The organism is Mesorhizobium sp. M1C.F.Ca.ET.210.01.1.1 (assembly GCF_004791585.1).
GTDB lineage: Bacteria > Pseudomonadota > Alphaproteobacteria > Rhizobiales > Rhizobiaceae > Mesorhizobium.
Genome location: NZ_SRUU01000008.1, coordinates 198535 through 219847 on the forward strand (window position 1 = coordinate 198535; position 21313 = coordinate 219847).

General features: G+C 63.9%; 17 protein-coding genes. 11 read left to right on the forward strand and 6 right to left on the reverse strand.

All coding sequences use genetic code 11. The features are described from left to right. Positions 1-7 precede the first annotated feature (7 nt). The 3 genes from EN853_RS11950 (at position 8) to EN853_RS11960 (ending at position 1727) form a co-directional block, all read left to right on the forward strand. Positions 8-178: a hypothetical protein gene (locus tag EN853_RS11950; protein ID WP_127859830.1), complete on the forward strand. Its 171-nt coding sequence runs from the start codon at positions 8-10 to the stop codon at positions 176-178. A 184-nt stretch (positions 179-362) separates the two neighbouring features. Next, positions 363-1196 carry an AraC family transcriptional regulator gene (locus tag EN853_RS11955; protein WP_127859829.1) on the forward strand — a complete coding sequence of 278 codons (834 nt, stop codon included), beginning with the start codon at positions 363-365 and terminating at the stop codon, positions 1194-1196. Between the two features lie 90 nt (positions 1197-1286). After that, positions 1287-1727, forward strand: coding sequence for a VOC family protein (locus EN853_RS11960; protein ID WP_127859828.1), 441 nt, complete (start codon positions 1287-1289; stop codon positions 1725-1727). 254 nt (positions 1728-1981) lie between these two features. On the opposite strand, the gene EN853_RS11965 is transcribed toward EN853_RS11960, so the two are convergent. Together EN853_RS11965 and EN853_RS11970 are read right to left on the reverse strand one after the other, a co-directional pair. Further along, positions 1982-3457, reverse strand: coding sequence for a cobyric acid synthase (locus EN853_RS11965; RefSeq protein WP_127859827.1), 1476 nt, complete (start codon positions 3455-3457; stop codon positions 1982-1984). Beyond that, a complete protein-coding gene (locus tag EN853_RS11970; RefSeq protein ID WP_127859826.1) occupies positions 3457-4062 on the reverse strand; it encodes a dimethylsulfonioproprionate lyase family protein in 606 nt (201 codons plus the stop codon). The genes EN853_RS11965 and EN853_RS11970 overlap by 1 nt, the downstream gene beginning before the upstream one ends. A 138-nt stretch (positions 4063-4200) precedes the next feature. Here EN853_RS11970 and EN853_RS11975 point away from each other — a divergent pair, with 138 nt between their 5' ends. Both EN853_RS11975 and mmsB read left to right on the forward strand, forming a co-directional pair. Then, complete coding sequence (locus EN853_RS11975; RefSeq protein WP_127859825.1) at positions 4201-5367, forward strand: isobutyryl-CoA dehydrogenase; 1167 nt, start codon at positions 4201-4203, stop codon at positions 5365-5367. Between the two features lie 26 nt (positions 5368-5393). Then, positions 5394-6278 carry a 3-hydroxyisobutyrate dehydrogenase gene (gene mmsB, locus EN853_RS11980; RefSeq protein ID WP_127859824.1) on the forward strand — a complete coding sequence of 295 codons (885 nt, stop codon included), beginning with the start codon at positions 5394-5396 and terminating at the stop codon, positions 6276-6278. A 326-nt stretch (positions 6279-6604) separates the two neighbouring features. Here the strand turns inward: mmsB and EN853_RS11985 are convergent, their stop codons facing one another. Both EN853_RS11985 and EN853_RS11995 read right to left on the reverse strand, forming a co-directional pair. Next, the gene (locus EN853_RS11985; protein WP_127859823.1) at positions 6605-7984 is read right to left on the reverse strand and encodes an aspartate aminotransferase family protein; all 1380 of its coding nucleotides are present in this window, start codon (positions 7982-7984) and stop codon (positions 6605-6607) included. 206 nt (positions 7985-8190) lie between these two features. Then, positions 8191-10260 (reverse strand): prolyl oligopeptidase family protein, encoded by a 2070-nt coding sequence (locus tag EN853_RS11995; protein ID WP_127859822.1) that lies wholly within the window; start codon positions 10258-10260, stop codon positions 8191-8193. A 306-nt stretch (positions 10261-10566) separates the two neighbouring features. Between EN853_RS11995 and EN853_RS12000 the strand changes: the two genes are divergently transcribed. The 5 genes from EN853_RS12000 (at position 10567) to EN853_RS12020 (ending at position 18231) form a co-directional block, all read left to right on the forward strand. Then, positions 10567-12144 (forward strand): trimethylamine methyltransferase family protein, encoded by a 1578-nt coding sequence (locus tag EN853_RS12000; protein ID WP_127859821.1) that lies wholly within the window; start codon positions 10567-10569, stop codon positions 12142-12144. 80 nt (positions 12145-12224) lie between these two features. Further along, positions 12225-12710: a DUF559 domain-containing protein gene (locus tag EN853_RS12005; RefSeq protein ID WP_127859820.1), complete on the forward strand. Its 486-nt coding sequence runs from the start codon at positions 12225-12227 to the stop codon at positions 12708-12710. Continuing rightward, positions 12707-15277 (forward strand): FAD-dependent oxidoreductase, encoded by a 2571-nt coding sequence (locus tag EN853_RS12010; protein WP_127859819.1) that lies wholly within the window; start codon positions 12707-12709, stop codon positions 15275-15277. The genes EN853_RS12005 and EN853_RS12010 overlap by 4 nt, the downstream gene beginning before the upstream one ends. A gap of 81 nt (positions 15278-15358) precedes the next feature. Next, a complete protein-coding gene (locus tag EN853_RS12015; RefSeq protein ID WP_127859818.1) occupies positions 15359-16870 on the forward strand; it encodes a glycosyltransferase family 39 protein in 1512 nt (503 codons plus the stop codon). A 17-nt stretch (positions 16871-16887) separates the two neighbouring features. Then, positions 16888-18231 (forward strand): Xaa-Pro peptidase family protein, encoded by a 1344-nt coding sequence (locus EN853_RS12020; protein WP_127859817.1) that lies wholly within the window; start codon positions 16888-16890, stop codon positions 18229-18231. A 2-nt stretch (positions 18232-18233) separates the two neighbouring features. Here EN853_RS12020 and EN853_RS12025 read toward each other — a convergent pair whose 3' ends face one another. After that, complete coding sequence (locus EN853_RS12025) at positions 18234-19034, reverse strand: PhnD/SsuA/transferrin family substrate-binding protein (protein WP_127859816.1); 801 nt, start codon at positions 19032-19034, stop codon at positions 18234-18236. Positions 19035-19127: 93 nt separating this feature from the next. After that, positions 19128-20138, reverse strand: a complete 1011-nt coding sequence (locus EN853_RS12030) for a fatty acid desaturase (protein WP_127859815.1) — start codon at positions 20136-20138, stop codon at positions 19128-19130. A gap of 228 nt (positions 20139-20366) precedes the next feature. Here EN853_RS12030 and EN853_RS12035 point away from each other — a divergent pair, with 228 nt between their 5' ends. Further along, positions 20367-21224 (forward strand): helix-turn-helix transcriptional regulator, encoded by an 858-nt coding sequence (locus EN853_RS12035; protein ID WP_127859814.1) that lies wholly within the window; start codon positions 20367-20369, stop codon positions 21222-21224. The last annotated feature ends 89 nt before the right edge of the window (positions 21225-21313 follow it).

Below are 21313 nucleotides of genomic sequence, written 5' to 3' on the forward strand. Positions count from 1 at the left end.
ACTAGACATGAATCTCAGTGCACCCACCCAGATCGTGTTCATTATTTCGTTGGTCATTGCCGTCATCGGCCTTCTTGCCGCTCTTGGCGTTCTTGCGTTCATTCCTCTTGCCGCGGTGTGGATCATGCTCATCGCCTATATCGTGCTTGCCGCCGGTTGCCTGATGCGCGGCGCCTAAACCAGAGCATTTGGCATCTCTGGCAACTCGAAGCGCTCGGCTCCGCCGGGCGCTTTTGATTTGAGGGAGCCTAATGCATGTCGCCCAGAAGTGTGCAGCGGTTCTGGGACAAAACAAGGACACAAAGCGCGTCACCCGAATTCCTTTCAGCGCAACGCGCTTTAGTCTGCTAGGCTCGCGTCCCATGTCCGACGAGACAGAGCGCCATCGACAAGACAGCCGGTCCCCGGCCCTCCATTTCGAGATGGTCCGGCGTGCGCCTTCTGGTTCGCTTGCAGGCATTGTCACCGATATCTGTGGCTACCGCGAGATATGGCCCGGCCATTTCCGCATCGTCGAACATGCTTCGCTGACCGTCCCGCTGGTGATCAGCTTCGCCGAAGCCTTCGCCATCGGTCTCGGCCGCGATCCCGGCGACAACGACCGTTTCGCCAGCTTCGCCGCCGGCCTCTATGCCGGTCCCGTGGTGATCGAATCCTCCGGCGGCTCGTTCTGTGTCCAGGTCAATTTCACCCCGCTTGGCGCCAGGCGATTCTTCGGCCTGCCGATGAGCGAATTGCGGGACCGCATGGTCGGCCTGGACGATGCGCTGGGCTTCGAGGGCATCGCGTTGCGCGAACGACTGGGCGAAGCACCGGACTGGGACGCACGCTTTGCCATTGCCGAGGGCTTCATCACCAGCCGGCTTGCCGAGGCGAATGCATTGCCGCCCGAAGTCGCCTGGGCCTACAGTACGGTCATCGCCTCCGGCGGCCGCACGCGGATCTCGGCGGTTGCCGGGGAGATCGGCTGGAGCCGCAAGCATCTCGCGGCAAAATTCACCGACGCGATCGGCATCGGACCGAAGACCTTGTCGCGCATCGTGCGCTTCAACCGCGCGCTTTCGCTGTCGAAGCGGCAGGACGACGACTGGGCCGGCATCGCCGCCGATTGCGGCTATGCCGACCAGGCGCATCTGGTGCGCGAATTCCGCCAACTCGCCGGCGAAACGCCGACCGCACTCGCAGCGCTGGCTTAGCGACTGCCCCGGGCAGGTAACATTTCTTCAAGACGCAGGCAGGGCTTTCGCCGACTTTGGGCTCATCGACCGAACACGAGGAGTTGGCTCATGCCCACGGCAACCGAAGCACCCTGCATTTATCCCGCCCTGCGTTACGCAAACACCGCCAGGATGATCGACTGGCTATGCGATGCCTTTGGCTTCGAAGTGCGCGCCCGCTATGGCGAAGGCGACATCGTCCATCATGCCGAGCTCACCTTCGGTTCCTCGATGATCATGCTCGGCACCGCGCGCGACGACGACTACGGCAAGATGGTCGGCGAGCCGGGCGGCGGCGGCGGCAAGTCGATCTACATCGCCGTCGGGAATGCCGACGTCGCCTATGCCAGGGCCAAGAAGGCCGGCGCAAAAATCGTCCAGGAACTGGTCGACCGCGACTATGGCAGCCGCGAGTTCATATGCCTCGACCCGGAAGGCAATGTCTGGTCGTTCGGCACTTATTGGCCGAAGGCTGGGGAGAAGGGGCGAGGAATCATTGCCGACGCTTGAGATCGGCCGAGGCGTCAGAATTTCGTCATCCACGGGCGGAGCGCGAGTGAAAAGGACGCGCAGACCCGAGGATCCATTCCGTGACTTCAAAGCGTTGCGACGGTGCAGAGTTCTGCTGCGCTGCATGCTTCGTCCGAGGTCACGGAATGGATCCCGGGGTCTTCGCGACGGAGCTGCGCTCCTGCTTCGCTCTGGGATGACGACCTCGATGAGCGCTTTGGCCAATCGCAAACGTGGGCGGTTCGGCAGAAGACCTATCGCGCCAACCCAAAAATCGCGTCGCAGTCGATATGCCTCTCCAGCTCGGCCGCCACCTCGTCCAACGCGTTCTCTACGTCGGCGCGGTAGTCGATGCCGCCTCCCCTGACGCCGAGGCTCTCCAGATAGGCCGCGCGAAAAGCATCGGCGGAAAACAGCCCGTGCAGGTAGGTACCGATGACCTTGCCGTCGGCCGAGACCGCGCCGTCCTCGACGCCGTTGATGATCGCCGACGGCCTGGCCGTATCCGGACCGGTGGTTCGGCCGAGATGGATCTCATAGCCTTCGAGCGGCAGGCCGAACTGCACCGAGCGGGCGCTGGAATTGCGTACGGTCTTTTCCGGCTCCATCACCGTCTCGAGATCGAGCAGGTCGAGACCTTCCACTTCCCGGACACTGCCTTCGATACCGTCTGGATCGGTGACCCTCCGGCCGAGCATCTGATAGCCGCCGCAGATGCCGACGACATGGCCACCGCGCTTGCGGTGGGCGATGAGGTCGCGATCCCAGCCATTCTCGCGGAACTTTATCAGATCGCCGATCGTCGATTTCGAGCCGGGGATGATCACCAGCCCGGCATCCTCCGGCAGCTTCTTGCCCGGCGGCACGAATACCACCTCGACCTGCGGCTCGGCTTTAAGCGGATCGAGATCGTCGAAATTGGCGATACGCGCCAGCATCGGCACCGCCACCTTCAGCGCCCGTTTCTCGCCGGAAGCAAGGCGCTCGAGCACGACCGAATCTTCCGACGGCAGGCGCGCCGCGACCTTCAGCCACGGCACGACGCCGAAGCAGCGCCAGCCGGTGAATTTCTCGATCGCGCTTATGCCGTCGTCGAACAGCGAGACGTCGCCGCGGAACTTGTTGATGAGATAGCCGGCGATCATGCGCCGGTCTTCCTCCGGCAGGATCAGATGCGTGCCGGCGACCGAGGCGATGACGCCGCCGCGATCGATGTCGCCGACGAGCACCACCGGCACATTGGCGCGCGTCGCAAAGCCCATATTGGCGATGTCGCGGCTCCTGAGATTGGTCTCGGCCGGCGAGCCGGCGCCTTCCACGATGACCAGCTCGGCCCCCTCTCCAACCTTCGCCCAGGAATCCAGCACCGCGTCCAGCAGCCCGGCCTTCATCGCCTGATAGTCGCGCGCCCGCGCCTCGCCGAACACCTTGCCCTGCACCACGACTTGCGACCCGATATCGTTCTGCGGCTTGAGCAGCACCGGGTTCATGTGCACGGTCGGCCGGACGCCGCAGGCCAGCGCCTGCAGCCATTGCCCGCGGCCGATCTCGCCGCCGCCGGCCTTGTCGTCGCCGGGGATATCGGCGACGGCGGCGTTGTTCGACATGTTCTGCGGCTTGAACGGCCTGACCTTCAAGCCGCGTTTCTTCGCCGCCCGGCAAAGCCCCGCCACCAGCACCGTCTTGCCGACATCGGAGCCGGTACCCTGCAGCATGATCGCCTTGGCCATCAGTTCCGGCCCTCCGAGCCGATGTTCGACTTCTGCGCCAGCGGTCCGCCGCGCCAGATATAGAGCGCCATCAATGGCTCCTTGCCGGTGCGCATGGCGTGACTGACGTTGGACGCGTGGTGGATGACCTCTCCGGCTTCGCGAACGCGAAATCCGTCCTCGCCCATGCGCCACTCCGTGCCGCCGGTCAGCGGAACATAGATCTCCTCGGCGATGTGATGATGGTCTGGGTAGACGATGTCAGGCCCGAGGATCATCAGGCCGGCCGCGACATCGTCATTGACGAAATGCCCGCGCGTGCCGAACACCTCCAGCCAGCCGTAATTGTCGATAAAGGCCTGGCCGAAGTCGGAGGCCTTATAGGTCTGCCCCCAGCGCAGCTCACCCCGGTGGTCGGCCACGAACCGCGCCAGCGGCCTGACATCCTTTGGCGCAAGCTCCGCGACGCGATCGAGATGGCGGAGACAATCAAGCCGACGCGGATCGAGCGACCGGACCGGCATATCCCAGTCGATGCAGGCGACCGCGTCCCAAACCAGCGCACTGTCGACGCTTGCGAGATAGCCATGGAACCGGTCCAGCAACTGATCGAAAACTGTCGGCACGCAAGGCTCCGTTGATCAATCCATGCACAGCGGGTCCGCGGAGGCCCGGGTTGCGCGGCGGCATCATTGGTCTAGATTGATCGTTGCGCAAAGCCAAAAACGACAGGCCACAAGGCCTGAAACGACAGGGAGCACGCCATGGACGCGGCAGTCGATGCGGGCACTGGCCAATTCGAACTCACCGAAGAACAGCGCGCCATCCAGGAGATGGCAGCGGCTTTCGCCGCCGACCGCGTGGCGCCAAACGCGCTCGACTGGGACCGAACAAAGCATTTTCCCGCCGATGTGATCCGCGAAACCGGGCCGCTTGGCCTCGGCGGCATCTATGTCCGCGACGATGTCGGCGGCTCGGCGCTCGGCCGCCTCGATGCAGTGCTGATCTTCGAGGCACTGGCCCGTGCCGATCCGGCCTTCTCGTCTTTCATCTCCATCCACAACATGGCAGCCTCGATGATCGACCGCTTCGGCAGCGACGAGCAGCGCCAGCGCTTCCTGCCGAAGCTCACCTCGATGGAGTGGCTGGCGAGCTATTGCCTGACCGAGCCCGGCTCCGGCTCGGACGCCGCCGCACTGAAGACACGGGCGGTGAGGAGTGGCGGCGACTATGTCTTGAACGGCGCCAAGCAGTTCATTTCCGGCGCCGGCGACAGCGACCTCTATGTCGTGATGGCGCGCACCGGCGGCGACGGGCCGAAAGGCATCTCGACGCTCGTCGTGCCCAAGGATGCTCCCGGCCTCTCCTTCGGCGCCAATGAGCACAAGATGGGCTGGCACATGCAGTCGACCCGCCAGGTCATCTTCGAGGATTGCAAAGTGCCGGCGGAGAATCTGCTTGCCACGGAAGGCGCCGGCTTCGGCATCGCCATGGCCGGGCTGGACGGCGGCCGGCTCAACATCGCCGCCTGCTCGCTTGGCGGCGCGCAGTCGGCGCTCGACAAGGCGCTCGCCTATACTTCAGAGCGCAAGGCTTTCGGCTCGAAGATCAACCAGTTCCAGGCGCTGCAGTTCAGGCTGGCCGATATGGAGACCGAGCTGCAGGCGGCCCGCATCTTCCTCTACGCCGCCGCTTCAAAGCTCGACCGCAAGACGCCGGATGCCGGCAAATGGTCGGCCATGGCCAAGCGCTTCGTCACCGATATCGGCTTCGACGTCGCCAACCAGGCGCTGCAGTTGCATGGCGGCTACGGCTATCTGCACGACTACGGCATCGAGAAGCTGGTGCGCGACCTGCGCGTCCACCAGATCCTCGAAGGCACCAACGAGATCATGCGGGTCATCATCGCGCGCACGTTGATCGGCCGCTGACGGCGAAGCTATCGGGAGGAACAGGAATGACGACGATTGCCTTCATCGGCTTGGGCAACATGGGCAACCCGATGGCCGCCAACCTCGTAAAGGCTGGGCATGCCGTTCACGGCTTCGATCTAGTTCCGGACAACCTGACAGTAGCGAAAGAGCACGGCGTGACCGTCATGGCCAACGCCGTCGCGGCGGTGAAGGACGCCGATATCGTCATCACCATGCTTCCCGCCGGCAAACATGTGCTGTCGGTCTACGAAGACATCGCCCCGAAAGCCAAGAAAGGCGCTCTGTTTATCGATTCCTCGACCATCGATGTCGAATCGGCGCGCAAAGCCCATGCGATTGCCGCCAGGCACGGCCTGCCGTCGATCGACGCGCCGGTCTCCGGCGGCACCGGTGGCGCCGCTGCCGGCACGCTCACCTTCATGGCGGGCGGCTCCGATCAGGCTTTCGCCGCCGCCGAGCCGATCCTGAAGCCGATGGCCGGCCGCATCGTCCATTGCGGCGGCGACGGCGCCGGCCAGGCCGCCAAGATCTGCAACAACATGATCCTCGGCATCTCGATGATCGGCGTTGCCGAAGCCTTCGTGCTGGCAGAAAAACTCGGCTTGTCGCACCAGGCGTTGTTCGACGTCGCCTCCACCTCCTCCGGCCAGTGCTGGTCGCTCACCACCTATTGCCCGGTGCCCGGCCCTGTTCCGGCATCGCCCGCCAATCGCGACTATAAGCCTGGCTTTGCCGCGGCGCTCATGCTGAAGGACCTGAAACTGTCGCAGGAGGCCGCGCAAAGCGCCGGCGCGGTGACGCCTCTGGGTGCCGAGGCGACGCAGCTCTACGCGTTGTTCAATGCGCAAGGGAATGCCGGCGTCGATTTTTCCGGCATTATAAATTTCCTCCGCGGCGATCAAACCTAAGATACTGCTTTTAAAAGGTTATCAGCCGATTTTTTTCAGGCAGCAGCCGGCAAATTTAGATTTGCTTAAGCTCTCGATAACTCACCGGTAACGATGTGCCTTTAAAACGGACTGCGAGGCGGTCATCGCACCCGCCCGGCGCTCCGGATCAGGTCTCGCGTACCGGAGCCCGTAAGTTTCGCAAGTCGCTCGTAGCGAAACGCCATGCGTATCTGGCAAAGCCGCGTTCCCGTTGGGGCGCGGTTTTTGCGTTTCTGAACGGCTTCGCTGCACGCGAAAGAATCGGAGCGCCGGGCGCCCTTTCACGAAGGGCGCCCGGCGCTTGCTTACCGCTTCCGCAAATCCGCCTCGGCAAGATCGAGCGCCTTGACGATGCGCTCGCAGGCCATGTCGATCGTGGCGCGCGTCCAGATCAGCGGCGGCGACAGAATCATCGTGTCGCCGGTGGCGCGCAGCATCATGCCTTGCGCAATCGCATGGTCGCGCACGACGACGGCAGCACTTCCCGACGGCAGGTAGCGTTCCTTGGTCGCCTTGTCCTTGACGATCTCGATCGCCCCCATCAGCCCGATCGAGCGCACTTCGCCGACCAGCCTGTGACCGGCGATGCGCTCCTGCAGCGCCTGCGCGAAATAGGGACCGGTATCTTTCCTGACGCGATCGACCAGGCCTTCCCGTTCGATGATCTCGAGGTTCTTCAGCGCCACTGCGCAAGCCACCGGGTGACCGGAATAGGTGTAGCCGTGATAGAACTCGCCGCCCTTCTCGACCAGCGTCCTGCTGATGCGGTCGCCGACCAGCAGCGCCGACAGCGGCTGGTAGCCGGAGGTCAGCGCCTTGGCGGTGGTGATGGTGTCGGGCTCGACGTCAAAAGTCTGCGCCGCGAACCACTCGCCGGTGCGGCCATAGCCGGTGATCACCTCGTCCAGCATCAGCAGCACATCGTATTTGCGGCAGATGCGCTGCACTTCCGGCCAGTAGCTCATCGGCGGGATTTTTACCCCGCCCGCGCCCATCACCGGCTCGCCGATGAAGGCTGCGACCTTGTCGGCGCCGGCTTCGAGGATCGCGTCCTCGACGGCCTTGGCCGCGCGGATGCCGAAATCATGGTCGCTTTCGCCGGGCAGCGCGAGCTCATAGGCATAAGGCATCATCACATGGACGATGTTCGGCACCGCGCCGCCGAGCTGCTTGTGCATCGGCTCCATCCCGCCGAGCGAGGTGCCGGCGATCGTCGAGCCGTGGTAAGCCATCTTGCGCGAGATGATGCGGTTCTTCTCGGGCTTGCCTTCCAGCGCCCAGTAGTGGCGCACGAGCCGCAGCGCCGTGTCGTTGGCCTCCGAACCGGACGAGCCGTAGAAGACCTGGCTGACATGCTTGGGCGCCAGCTCCGCCAGCTTCTGCGACAGCAGCACCGGCGTCGGCGTCGAGCATTTGAAGAAGGAGTTGTAGTAAGGCAGTTCCTTCATCTGGGCATAAGCGGCATCCGCCAGCTCGTCACGGCCATAGCCGATGTTGACGCACCAGAGGCCAGCCATGCCGTCGAGGATTTCCGCGCCCTCCGAATCGTAGATGAACGGCCCGTCGGCGCGGGTGATGATGCGCGAGCCCGCCTCGCGCAGTTCCTTGTGGTCGGTGAAGGGATGAAGGTGATGCGCGGCATCGATCTGCTGAAGCTGCTTCAGCGAATAGTTCTGATAGGTCATGGATTTGGTCTTTCCTCTTGAATCAATCCGGCAGCGGCCGGGGCGGATTCGTCAGAGGAAGCGGGGCGGCGAATAGCCGATGCGTGCACACAGCCGCAAAAGCTCGGCACGCAGCGTGCGCGGTGACGGCGTCACCGCGACCCCGAAGGCGCCAGATGTGCTGATGCGGACCATGGCGGCACATTAAGCCGCCAACGGCCACAAATTCAAGCTACTCCGGCAAGCGCGCGCTGCAGAAAGACATAGCGCATCGCCGTCTGGGCCGCCTGTGGCCGGCGGTCGCCACGTCCGCCATGGCCGCCCTCGGTTTCTTCGAAGAACAGTGCCCTGCCATGACCGGCTTCCTGCAGCCGCGCTGCCATCTTGCGCGCATGGCCGGGATGGACGCGGTCGTCGGCAGTCGAGGTCATCAACAGCACCGGCGGATAGGCAATGTCGGCCGCGACATGCTGATAGGGCGAATAGGCTGCCAGCCAGGCTGCGTCCTCCGGCTTGGAAGGATCGCCATATTCGGCCATCCAGGACGCGCCGGGCGGCAGTTCGGTGTAGCGCAGCATATCGAGCAGCGGCACGTCGATGATGACGGCGCCGAACAGCTCCGGCCGCTGCGTCAGCGAAACGCCGGTGAGCAGGCCGCCATTCGAGCCGCCCTGGATGCCGAGTTGCGCCGCCGTCGTGATGCCGCGCCTGACCACGTCCTCGGCCACAGCCGCGAAATCGTCGAAGGCCTTCTGGCGCTTGCCCTTGAGAGCGGCCTGATGCCAGGCCGGACCGAATTCGCCGCCGCCGCGGATGTTGGCCTGCACATAGGTATTGCCTTTGTCCAGCCAGAGCCTGCCGCGGATGCCGGCATAGCCGGGCAAGAGCGGCACTTCGAAACCGCCGTAGCCGTAAAGCAGCGCCGGCACCGGCCCTTTCTGATTGCGCGGGCGCACAACGAAATACGGGATCATCGTGCCGTCCTTCGAGCGCGCCTCGAACTGCTCCGAGACATAGGGCGAGGCGTCGAAGCGCGCCGGCTGCGATTTCACAGTTGCCAACGTCTTGCCATTGTCGTCCGACCAGATGATCGAGCTCGGCGTCAGGAAATCGGTGAAGGAGAAGGAGACGCTGGAACCGAAATGCTCGGCATGGCTGATGCCGACATTGCCGTTGTCGGGCAAATCGACCGGCTGCAGCGACCAACGATTGTCGGCACGCTCACAAACCACGACCTTGCCGCGCACATTGTCCATGAGGTTGATGAACAGCCGGTCCTGCGTCCTGGCGAGGCCGGCGATCGAGACGCGATGCGCCGGTTCCAGCACGGTCTCGAACGGCCCGAACGTCCCGGTCTCGACCCACCGGTCGAAATCCACCGAGTAGAGCCCATCGGGCAGACAGCTTGTGCCGTCGGGCACCGTCCAGGGGCTGCGCACGCCGAAGACGAGCTGGCCCTTGAAGATCGCCGTGTCGGTGGCGTCGTCGGGCAGCGGGACGCGCCTGTTCTCGCCCGAGGCCAGCCGCAGGAAGCTGTGCGAGGTGAAGAAGTCGATGGTCTTGCCAAGCAGCACATGCCGCTTGTCGCCGTCGAACTCTACGCCGCCGCCGACCGCGAGGTGCTGCTCCTCGCCTTCGAAGATCGGCGTTGCGTCTTCCAGCTTCGTGCCGCGCCGCCACAGCTTGATCACCCGCGGATAGCCGGACTGGGTTTTGTCTTCTTCCTCGAACGCCGCCGAGACGATCACCGTGTCCTTGTCCAGCCAGGAAAAGCCAGACTTCGAGGCGGGTGCGCGAAAACCGTCCTCGACGAAGGATTTCGTCGAGACGTCGAACTCGCGCATCTCGCTGGCGTCGCCGCCGTCCGGCGACATGTAGAGCAGGCAGCGGTCGAAATCGGGATAGAGCCGGCTCGCGCCGCCGAACACCCATTTCACGCCCTCCTTGGCGGAGAGCTGGTCGAAGTCGATGATCGTTTCCCAATCCGGCTTTTCGGTCTTGTAGGAAGCGACCGGCGCGCGGCGCCAGAGGCCCAGCGCATTGGTCTTGTCCTGCCAGAAATTGTAGACATGGCCGGCAAGCGCCGCCCCGACCGCGATGTTGTCCTCGGCCGTCATCAGGTCGAGCGCGGTCTCGAACGCCGCCTGGTAGGAAGGATCGCCCTGCAACTCGGCCACCGTCGCGGCGTTCTGGCGGTGAACCCAGTCGAGCGCCTCCTTGCCGTTGCGCTCTTCCAGCCAGAGGAAGGGATCCTCGGCCGCCAATTCGGGCTGGGTCTTGGTCATTGGGCTGGTCATACAGGTCTCCGGAATGTCGTCTGGCAGGCAATGCCTACATCGCGTTCGCGGCGCGAACATTCAAGAGCAATGCCATCGGAGCCCGCTTCTGCACCGATCTGCAGCATGCACTCTCCAGCCCAAGGCAGAGGACCATTGCCCGCGCGGCTGCAGGTGGTGGAGAGCCAAATCGTGTCAAGAGTTCCGATGGCTGCCAACTGCCGTTCCGCCATGTCGCTTCCCTCGCCCTAGTGGTCGCCGCCTCCTCACCGGCGAGATTGCCACCGGTCCATTATGCCGGCCACTCTCGCATCCTTTGAGGCTCTCATGACTGCTGCCCTTCATCCCGCCGAACCGGCATTGGCAAACGATCGCGCCCGCCGCGGCGGCCGTGCGGGAAAGCGCGCCGGTGGATCGGCGGCCTTCGAACAGCCGCCATTCCGGCAGCTGAAGAACCCGCTGACGCCGACCAAATTTGTGTCCGACGACGAGCTGGAATCGATCCACCTCGCCTCGCTTCGGGTGCTGAAGGAGATCGGCGTCGACGTGCTGCACGAGGAAGCTCGCCGTATCATGAAGGCGCATGGCGCCGACGTGCGCGAAGGCAGCGAGCGCGTGCGCTTCGACAGCGACATGATCCTCGAGCTTGTCTCGCACTGCCCGCCCGAATTCACGCTCCACGCCCGCAACCCGGCGCACAATCTGCGCTTCGGCGGCAACAACGTCATCCTGTCGATGATGGCCTCGGCGCCCAATTGCTCCGACCTCGATCGCGGCAGGCGGCCCGGCAACCAGGCGGACTACCGCAACTTCCTGCGCCTGGCGCAGATGCACAACATCCTGCAGTGCACCGGCGGCTATCCGGTCGAGCCGATCGACATCCACCCCTCGGTTCGGCATCTCGAATGCATCCGCGACCTCGCGACGCTGACCGACAAGGTCTTCCACATCTATTCGCTCGGCAAGGAGCGCAATGTCGACGGCATCGAGATCGCCCGCATCGCGCGCGGCGTCAGCCGCGAGCAGCTGATGCAGGAGCCGTCGGTCTTCACCATCATCAACACCAATTCGCCGCTCAAGCTCGATGTGCCGATGATGGAAGGCATCATCCAGATGTCGAGCATGGGCCAGGCGGTGATCGTCACGCCGTTCACGCTCTCCGGCGCCATGGCGCCCGTCACCGTCGCCGGCGCGCTGGTGCAGCAGAACGCCGAGGCGCTCTCCGGCATCGCCTTCGCGCAGATGGTGAAGAAGGGCGCGCCGGTCGGCTATGGGGGCTTCACCTCCAACGTCGACATGAAATCCGGCGCGCCGGCCTTCGGCACGCCCGAATATATGAAGGCGCAGCTCGTCGGCGGCCAGCTCGCCCGCCGCTATCAAATCCCCTACCGCACCTCCAACACCTGCGCCGCCAACACGGTCGACGCGCAGGCCGCCTATGAGAGCGTCTTCTCGCTGTGGGGCGCCATCCAGGGCGGCGGCAATCTGATGATGCACGGCGCCGGCTGGCTGGAAGGCGGTTTGCGCTGCTCCTACGAGAAGACCATCCTCGACATCGACCTCCTGCAGATGGTGGCGGAATTCCTCACCCCGCTCGATCTGTCGGAGGACGCGCTCGGCTTCGACGCCATCCAGTCGGTCGGCCCGGGCGGCCATTTCTTCGGCACCCAGCACACGCAGGAGCGCTACAAGACCGCCTTCTACTCGCCGATCGTCTCCGACTGGCGCAACTTCGAGACCTGGGCCGAGGCGGGTTCGCCGACGGCGCTGGAGCGCACCAACAAGGTATGGAAGGAGCGCCTTGCCGCCTATGAGGAGCCGTATATGGACCCGGCCATCCGCGAAGAGCTCAACGACTTCGTCGACAAGCGCCGTGCGGAAGGCGGCGCGCCGACCGACTTCTGATCCGTATTGGTTTGATGAATAGTCGACCCCCACTCCGTCGAGCTTCGCTCGACACCTCTCCCCCGATCGACGGGGGAGAGGTGGCGCCGCGAAGCGGCGACGGAGTGGGGGAAGCCCTCCGTGAAACGCGAAGCCGCCGCAAACAAGGCACAACCCAGCGAGCAAGAAATCTGCGTCAACCAGGCAATCAGGCCGAAGCACTGCTTTGGCTCGAACTGAAGGCTCGCAAACTCGGCGGCTATCGCTTCACGCGCCAGTTTTCCATCGGACCGTTCTTCGCCGACTTCGCGCGCCGCGAAAAATGGCTTGTGGTTGAGATCGATGGAAGCCAGCATGCCGGCAGCCCCTATGACCGCCGCCGGGACGAGTTCATGCGCGCGCAAGGCTATTCGATCCTGCGGCTTTGGAACCATGACATCCTGAAACATCGTACTTCCGCCTGTGAAACCATCCTTGCCGCGCTCGACAGCAGGCTGGCCGAAAGCGTCGCGGTATCGGACCTCCGCTTTCTCTTCACGCCCCGCTCACCCGATTCAGTCTCTTCAAAAACGGACCTATCTATATGAAATCTCACGTAAACGCGGTTGTCATCGGCGGCGGTGTCGTCGGCTGCTCGGTGCTTTACCACCTCGCCAAGGCTGGCTGGACCGACATCATGCTGATCGAGCGTTCGGAGCTGACCTCAGGCTCGTCCTGGCACGCGGCGGGCGGCTTCCATACGCTGAACGGCGATCCGAACGTCGCCAAGCTGCAGGCCTACACGGTCCAGCTCTACAAGGAGATCGAGGAGCTTTCCGGCCAGTCCTGCTCGCTGCATCTGACCGGCGGCGTGATGATGGCCGATACGCCCGAGCGCATGGACTTCCTGCGCCTCGCCCACGCCAAGGGCCGCTATCTCGGCATGGACACCGAGCTGATCACGCCCTCGGAAGCCAAGGCGATGTTCCCGCTGATGGACGAGAAGAACTTCGTAGGCGCCATGTGGGATCCGGTCGAGGGCCATCTCGACCCCTCGGGCACGACAATCGCCTATTCGAAGGCGGCGAAAAAGCTCGGCGCCGAGATCGTGCTGCGCAACCGCGTCGTCGAGCTGACGCAGGAGGTCGACGGCACCTGGAACGTCGTCACGGAGCAAGGCACGGTGAAGGCCGAGCATGTCGTCAACTGCGGCGGCCTGTGGGCGCGCGAGATAGGCCGCATGGTCGGCGTCGAGCTGCCGGTGCTGGCGATGGAGCACATGTACCTGCTTACCGAGCCGATGCCGGAGGTCGAGGAATTCAACAAGTCGACGGGCCGCGAAATGATCGGCGTGCTCGACTTCAAGGGCGAGATCTACACCCGCCAGGAGCGCAACGGCATCCTGCTCGGCACTTATGAGAAGGCCTGCAAGCCGTGGTCGCCGGTCAACACGCCATGGGATTTCGGCCATGAACTTTTGCAGCCCGACATCGACCGCATCGCGCCGTCGCTAGAGATCGGCTTCAAGCATTTCCCCGGCATCGAGAAGGCCGGCATCAAGCAGATCATCAACGGCCCCTTCACCTTCGCGCTCGACGGCAACCCGCTGGTGGGTCCTGTCCAGGGCCTGACCAATTTCTGGTGCGCCTGCGCCGTCATGGCCGGCTTCAGCCAGGGCGGCGGCGTCGGCCTCGCCCTGTCCAACTGGATGGTTCACGGCGATCCGGGCTTCGACGTCTGGGGTATGGACGTCGCCCGCTTCGGCGAATGGGCGACGCTGCGCTACACCAACGCCAAGGTGCGCGAGAACTATTCGCGGCGCTTCTCGATCCGCTTCCCGAACGAGGAACTGCCCGCCGCCCGCCCGGCGCAGACGACGCCGCTCTACGACACCATGCTCGCCAACAACGCGGTCATGGGCGACTCCTGGGGCCTGGAGACCCCGCTTTGGTTCGCACCGAAGGGCACCGAGCCGAAGGACATCGTCTCCTTCCACCGCTCGAACGATTTCGGTCCGATCGGCGAGGAAGTGAGCGCCACGCGCGAGAGGGTCGGCGTCACCGAAATCGCCAACTTCGCCAAATACGAGGTCTCCGGTCCGGCGGCCGAGGATTTCCTCAACCGGCTGATGACCAATCGCATGCCCAAAGTTGGCCGTATCGTGCTGACCCCGATGGTCAACGAATTCGGCAAGCTGATCGGCGACTTCACCATCGCCAAGACCGGCGAGGACCGCTTCATGATCTGGGGCTCGTCGGCGGCGCAGAAATATCACATGCGCTGGTTCGAGAAGCACCTGCCGAAGGACGGCTCGGTGCGCATCCACCGCTTCGACCAGACGCTGGTTGGACTGTCGATCGCCGGCCCCAAATCACGCGACCTGCTGCAGAAGCTGGTCGATGTCGACGTCTCCACCAAGGCCTTCCGCTTCATGGATTTCCGCGAGATGGCCGTGGGCGGCGCGCCCTGCATGGTCAACCGCATCACCTATACGGGCGACCTCGGTTACGAGATCTGGATGGCGCCGGCCTATCAGCGCCTTGTCTACAACGCGATTAAGGAAGCCGGCGAGGAATTCGGCCTCGTCGATTTCGGCATGCGTGCGCTGCTGTCGATGCGTCTGGAGAAGAACTTCCCGACCTGGTTCCGCGAGTTGCGCCCGATCTACGGTCCGTTCGAAGGCTCGATGGACCGCTTCATCAAGCTGGAGAAGAACGACTTCATCGGCCGCGAAGCGTCAGCCAAAGAGCATGCCGAGGGTCCGAAGCTGCGCCGCGTCTCCTTCATCGTCGACGCGGCGGACGCCGACGTGATGGGTGACGAGCCGATCTGGGCCAAGGTCAGCAAGGACTACGGCACGGTGGAAAAGCCGCATGGCTATGGCGCACCGCGCTTCGATGAGACCGGCAAGGAAGTGCGCGGCTCCAAGGCCGCCGAAGGCGCCTCCGCCGTGCGCGGCATTGTCGATGGTGAATGGCGCGTCGTCGGCTGGGTCACCTCTGGCGGCTACGCGCATTATGTGCAGAAGTCGATGGCGCAGGGTTATGTGCCTGCGGCCCTTGCCGAGGACGAAAGCGCCGGCCTGTTCGAGATCGAGATCCTCGGCCATCGCCGCCCGGCCCGCATCAATGTCGAACCGCCTTTCGACCCGAGCGGCGACAAGATGCGCACATAAGGGCCGGTAGCGCTTTCGGATCGTGCGGGTGGCCGGCTATATAGAACGGCCACCAACGCATCAGATGAGCAGACGACCCCTTTGCGGCACTTGGAGAAATGGACCGACTGGCTCTGCGATGAACGGGTCGGCCCTTTCAGCGCCGCGATCGCTTTTGCCCTTGCATACTGCCTCGTCCAGATCGTGGTGATGACGCTGTCGTCCCACCTAATGGGCACCGGTGTCGGCGTTGACGACGCCGAACAGTTGATGGCAACGCGCTTCCTTGCGGCCGGCTACGGCAGCTCGCAGCCGCCCTTATACACCTGGCTCGGCATTCTCACGGCCTCGCTGGTTGGAACCAATATCCTCGCGCTCAAGATCGTGAAATACGCCCTGCTGGCCGGCGGCCTGATCGCATCCTTCGCCGCTGTGCGCCGCCTGGGCTACTCGAACCGCGCGGCGACCGCCGCCATGTTCGGGCTGCTGCTTTTTCCGCAGATCGTGTGGGAGATGCAGCACGCCCTTACCCACTCGGTCGCCGTCTTTTGCGTTTCGTCGCTGCTGCTCCTGGCAGTGGTCGAGGTACAGAAACGGCGATCCGCCGCCGCCTATGTGCTGCTAGGCCTGGCCACGGCCGCGGCGATGCTGTCGAAATACAACATCGTCATCTTCATTGCCGCGCTGTTCATTGCGGCGCTGTCGCTTCGCGAAACGCGCGAGGCAATCTTCGATCGCCGCTTGCTGATCAGCGTGATCGTGGCGATCCTTGCGTGCCTTCCGACATTCTATTGGAGCCTCGCGCACCTGGAAGACCTGCTGGCGCACAGCAGCGGCTTCGGCGTCGCCGAGGGCGGCAACGCGGCGAAGACGGCGTCTCTCGGCATTCTCGGCCTCGGCAATGCGATACTCAATTTCGCCGGGCTTCCGGTCGCGGTCTTTGCCGTCGCGTTTTTCCTCGCGCGCAGGCAACCCGCACCGCCATCCAGACCCGGACCGTGGCCCGAAAAGCTGCTCTGGCACGCGATCGGCTTTGCTGTCGTGATCACGCTCGTGGTTGTGCTGGCCGGCGGCGTGACCCAATTTCGCGATCGCTGGTTGCTGCCTTTGTTCGTGCTGCTGCCGGCTGCCCTAGCCATGCGCCTGGACGCCATGGGGGAAAGGGGCAGAAAGACGCAAGCGACGATCGTCTTCGCCGGCGCCTTGATCGCCATCCTGGTGATGCCGGTGAGCTGGTACATGCATATCTACGGCGGCGACAGCCGCGGCAGCATCGTGCGGACGGACTACGCCTCGCTCCAGCGTCAGCTGACCGCCGACGGGCCGGTCGGCACAGTGATCTCGAACTGGTTCTGGATCGGCAATCTTCGCCTGGTCGATCCCGGTCTCGTCGTGCTCGACGACGAGATACCCGACTTCGCCAAGTCGATCCGCGAGCCCGCGGTGCTTGTGCTTGCGGATGACGAAGAGCCGGCTTCCGTCATTTTCAGCAGGATCGCCGAGGCCGGCTACGTGATGGACACTGTCCATCGGCGCATCGCGGTGCCGCAGGTGCTGGGCAGCGCACCGCGCCAGGTCACCATCACAAGGTTGCACAAGATGACGGCGCAATAGGCACTCGAGGGAACCACATGGACAGACAACGCTTCGGCCGTCACCGCAAGATCATGCCGTTCGTACCGGGCTCGGTCGAAGCGCTGCGCGAGGCTTCCCGCGAAAAGGCGGCCGCGCTCAATCAGCACTTGCTGGGCTACGGCCAGCAGGCCGAAGCCGAATGGGCGGCGGCAGGCGTCGCCGCTCCCGACCTGCCGGCCATGCGGACATACCGGCTCGAGCGCATCCGCGCCGAGCTCAAGCGCCGCGACTATGCCGGCGCCCTGCTCTACGATCCGGTCAACATCCGCTACGCAACGGATTCGACCAATATGCAACCCTGGGTCGCACATAACCCGACCCGCCACTGTTTCGTGGCGACGGAAGGTCCCGTGGTGCTGTTCGATTACTTTTCCTGCGAGCATCTGTCGGACCATGCCGGCGTCGTCGACGAAGTGCGGCCGGCGGTGTCATGGATGTATCTCTACAGCGGCGAGCTGACCGACAAGAAGGTCCGCCGCTGGGCGGCCGGCATCGTCGACCTCGTTGCCGAGCATGGCGGCGGCAATCGTCGCATCGCCATCGACCACATCAATCCGGAGGGCGTGGAGGAGCTTGCCCGCCACGGCATCACTGTCGGCAATGGCGAAGCGGTGATGGAGAACGCGCGCCTGATCAAATCACCCGACGAGATCCTTGCCATGCGCCGCGCCATCGTCGCCTGCGAGGCGGCGATGGGCGAGATGGAAGCAGCGCTGAAACCCGGCATCTCCGAGAACGAGCTGTGGGCGGAACTGCATCGCGGCAACATCGCCCGCGGCGGCGAATGGATCGAGACCAGGCTTCTGTCGTCCGGTCCGCGCACCAATCCCTGGTTCCAGGAATGTTCGTCGCGCATCATTGAGGACGGCGAGCTCGTCGCCTTCGATACCGACCTCATCGGCCCTTACGGTTTCTGCGCCGATCTCTCGCGCACGTGGCTCTGCGGTGACGGGAGGCCGTCGAACGAGCAGCGCGACCTGTTCCGCATCGCCGCCGACCAGATCGCCCACAATACCGGCCTGATGCGGCCGGGCATCTCCTTTCGCGATCTCGTCGAGCGCTCTGCGGTGCCGCCTGGAGACTGTTTCCCGGCGCGCTACGGCGTGCTCTACCACGGCGTCGGGCTGGCGGACGAATATCCGACCCTGCCGCATGCCAGCGACTGGACGGATGACACGCCGGACGGCGTGCTCGAACCCGGAATGGTGCTGTGCGTGGAAAGCTATATAGGCAGACTGGGCGGGCGCGAGGGCGTCAAGATCGAGGAACAGATCCTGATCACCGAAACCGGCAACCAGCAACTATCGAGCTACCCGCTGGACGAGCGATTGCTGGGCTGAACCTATCCGAGACTGGCGACAGCTTCCCGCAGAACCGCCACGGTCTGTTGCGGCATGGACAGGCCCGTGATGAAAGGCAAGCCCTTCCGTCTGGCCGTCCAGCCGACCACCCTCACCTGCCGTGCCGCCGGCTCGAAACGCTGCGCCAGTGCCCAGCTCTGGCAGTCGATGGCGGCGACATCGGCCTTGCCCTCGGCGACGGCGACGATCGATGACCTGTGGCCACCGCTTTCGCTGCGCGAGGTAAAGATGTCGAGACTTTCGCCCATTGTCTCCAGGTCGCGCGTCAGCCCGAGCAGCCCGGACATCGAGTCCGGATTGTTGAAGGCAAAGCGCCTGCCGCGGATGAGATCGAACGGGATCGAGGGCCTGCCGTCGGCCGGTGACGCCACGGACGGCCCGCCGTCAGACCGCATTATGATGGCGCTGGAATAGAGTTCACCCTGCCCGCCCTCGACTTCGTCGTAGTTAGGCTGGGCAATCACCTGCACATGTTCGGCCAGGCCGAGCTCCATCGGCCCCCAGCAGGTCTGGCCGAAAAGCAGCGCCGGGTGCAGCCAAACAGCGTGGAAATCAAGTTCGCCCGGCGGCAGCGTCGCCGGATCAGGCGCGATCACCTTGCCGGCATTGTCGCGGATGCCGCCCGGCACCGGCGGCAGATCGCCATTGACGCGGGCGAGCGCGGCCGGAGCGTCGATGCCCCTCTGCCTGATGGCCTCGCGCAGCCGCGCCCATTGCACATCGACCGCGGCCCTCGCCTCGGGCCAGTCATACATCGGCAAGGCCGCAACGAATTCGCTCATGCCTGGATCTGACCGCTATTTAGGAGAACTGACAAGGCCGAGCGCGCCAACCGCCTCACCCTGAGGAAAGCCGCCGTGGCAGCTGGGTCGAAATCACTCCTTGGGCGGCTCAGCCGGCACTGGAGCGGTTCCAAGTCCATTCACATTGCGCGCCCTGACGCGCGGCTTGAAAGCACGGCCGGGTTCCGGCGCGCGGCGCAGCACCGGATGCACCACCGGCTCCTTGGCCTTGAAGGCAAAAGATTTGATCAGCGCAAGATAATTCGGATAGACATAGCCGTTGTTCATCCGCAGCCATTCTTCGCGGCGATCGCGAAACATCTTCGGCAGCTTGTACCAGGCGACCGTCGGGCTCTTGTGGTGCACGAAATGCAGGTTGTTGTTGAGGAACAGGAACGACAGCGGCGATCGCTCGACGATGATCGTGCGGCCCTCCGGGTGTTCCGACCATTGATGCTCGGCATAGGTGCGGATGGAAATCAGCGATTGGCCGACCCACACCGGCACCAGTACGTAGAGCCAAAGCGGGATGCCGAAACCCAACGTCACGATCGACACCGCTACGGCAATCCCCAGCGCGTGCAGCAGCCAGGCATTGCGGATCGCTTTGTCGCCAGCGGCGATCTGCCTGGCATCGTCGATGAAGAAGCCGATCGACGACAGCCACGGGCCGAGGATCAAACGGCCGACCATGGTGTTGTTGAGCTTGAGCAGGAGCCTCATCGTCGGCGGCATTTCCTCGTGCATCCAGAGCGCCTGATAATAGCTTTCCGGATCGTCGAGCGGATCGGTCAGCCGCTCGTCGGCATGATGGCGAAGATGGATCGTCTTGAAGCGACGGAACGGCCAGACCATGCCGATCGGCAGGAAGACGAAGGCTTCATTGATCCGCGCATTGCGCGTCGGGTGCCCGTGCAGGACTTCGTGCATCAGCGACGATTGCAGGGCCAGTATCAAGGCCAAAGCCGCAAGCGCCAACAGCGGATAGGAAGGCCAGAGCAGGAAGCCAGCGGCGAGCCATGCGCCATAGCAGAAAAGTGCGAGGAAGACTGTCGGCCATTCCACGGCCGGTGCGCTGCTACGTCTCTTGTTCATGCCAGTCATGCTATCGACCACTGCCCTCCAGTCGCCGGAACCAGTTTGATTCCTGACAGCATTGTGTCAGCAGCCTGCCGTTGCCGCAACGCGACAATGCGCACAAACTGTTGCGAGTGCGCATTTTTATCGGCAAGTGTTATACATTGTAAACAGAATTGTGGATTCATTTACGCCTGAGCTGCGATTCGCACGGCTTCGGCGCAAATTTTTCCTCCCGAGAACAGGAGTGGCGTGATGGACAAGCGTGATCTGTCGACAGTTTTCCGGGAGCGTCTGAAATTGCTCTTGACACGCTCCGACTTGAACCAGTCGGCCTTCGCCACAGCGGTCGGCATCGACCGTTCGGCGCTGTCGCAACTGCTGTCCGGCGCCTCGACCCGCCTGCCCCGTGCCGAGACGCTTCTCAACATCGCCGCCGAGTTCAAGGTGTCGCTCGACTGGCTGCTGGGCTTGAGCCAGGACGAGGGCGTCACCGGCGAGATCCGCGAGAGCCTGGAGATCGAGGAGGCGCCCGACGGCTTCGACCGCACGCTGCTCGCCAAATGGCACGCCGAGGCGGCCGGCACGAAGATCCGCTATGTGCCTGCCGGTATTCCCGACCTTTTGCGCACCGAGGCGCTGGTCGAATACGAGGCCGGCATCGCCAACAAGAGCCGCGAGGCGCAGGCCGGCGAAACGCAATACCGCATCGACTACACCAGGCGGCCGGAGACCGACATGGAGGTCTGCATGCCGCGCCACACGCTGGAGATCTTCGCGCGCGGTCTCGGCGTCTGGGATCGTTTTCCGGAAGCTGAGCGCCGCAAGCAATTGCTGCACATGGCAGCGCTCCTTGACGACCTTTATCCGACCTTCCGGCTGTTCCTTTATGACGGCCGCATGCGCTATTCGATCCCCTACACGATCTTCGGGCCTTATCGCGCCGCGATCTATGTCGGCGACATGTATCTGGTGTTGAACGCCACCCAGCCGGTCCGCACCTTGACCAGCCATTTCGACAATCTGATCCGCGCCGCCGACGTCAACGCGCATGAGGCAGCGAGCTTCACGCAGAAGCTGGCCGGAATGTCGTTTTCTTCGGGCTCTGTCTGAACGCCGCCACCATGCGGCCTCTGGTCCGGCCGAGATCGTTCCGGGGCCGTGTAGGTGACCCGCAAGGACGCTGTCGCGATCGCAAATTC

Excerpts from the sequence above, each read along its gene's own strand:
- EN853_RS11950 (WP_127859830.1), top strand. The coding sequence starts at position 8 with ATGAATCTCAGTGCACCCACCCAGATCGTGTTCATTATTTCGTTGGTC.
- EN853_RS11985 (WP_127859823.1), bottom strand. The coding sequence starts at position 7,984 with ATGACCTATCAGAACTATTCGCTGAAGCAGCTTCAGCAGATCGATGCC.
- EN853_RS11955 (WP_127859829.1), top strand. The coding sequence starts at position 363 with ATGTCCGACGAGACAGAGCGCCATCGACAAGACAGCCGGTCCCCGGCC.
- EN853_RS12000 (WP_127859821.1), top strand. The coding sequence starts at position 10,567 with ATGACTGCTGCCCTTCATCCCGCCGAACCGGCATTGGCAAACGATCGC.
- EN853_RS12030 (WP_127859815.1), bottom strand. The coding sequence starts at position 20,138 with ATGACTGGCATGAACAAGAGACGTAGCAGCGCACCGGCCGTGGAATGG.
- EN853_RS12025 (WP_127859816.1), bottom strand. The coding sequence starts at position 19,034 with ATGAGCGAATTCGTTGCGGCCTTGCCGATGTATGACTGGCCCGAGGCG.
- EN853_RS12010 (WP_127859819.1), top strand. The coding sequence starts at position 12,707 with ATGAAATCTCACGTAAACGCGGTTGTCATCGGCGGCGGTGTCGTCGGC.
- EN853_RS11995 (WP_127859822.1), bottom strand. The coding sequence starts at position 10,260 with ATGACCAGCCCAATGACCAAGACCCAGCCCGAATTGGCGGCCGAGGAT.
- EN853_RS11965 (WP_127859827.1), bottom strand. The coding sequence starts at position 3,457 with ATGGCCAAGGCGATCATGCTGCAGGGTACCGGCTCCGATGTCGGCAAG.
- EN853_RS12035 (WP_127859814.1), top strand. The coding sequence starts at position 20,367 with ATGGACAAGCGTGATCTGTCGACAGTTTTCCGGGAGCGTCTGAAATTG.
- EN853_RS12020 (WP_127859817.1), top strand. The coding sequence starts at position 16,888 with ATGGACAGACAACGCTTCGGCCGTCACCGCAAGATCATGCCGTTCGTA.
- EN853_RS11960 (WP_127859828.1), top strand. The coding sequence starts at position 1,287 with ATGCCCACGGCAACCGAAGCACCCTGCATTTATCCCGCCCTGCGTTAC.
- mmsB (WP_127859824.1), top strand. The coding sequence starts at position 5,394 with ATGACGACGATTGCCTTCATCGGCTTGGGCAACATGGGCAACCCGATG.
- EN853_RS11975 (WP_127859825.1), top strand. The coding sequence starts at position 4,201 with ATGGACGCGGCAGTCGATGCGGGCACTGGCCAATTCGAACTCACCGAA.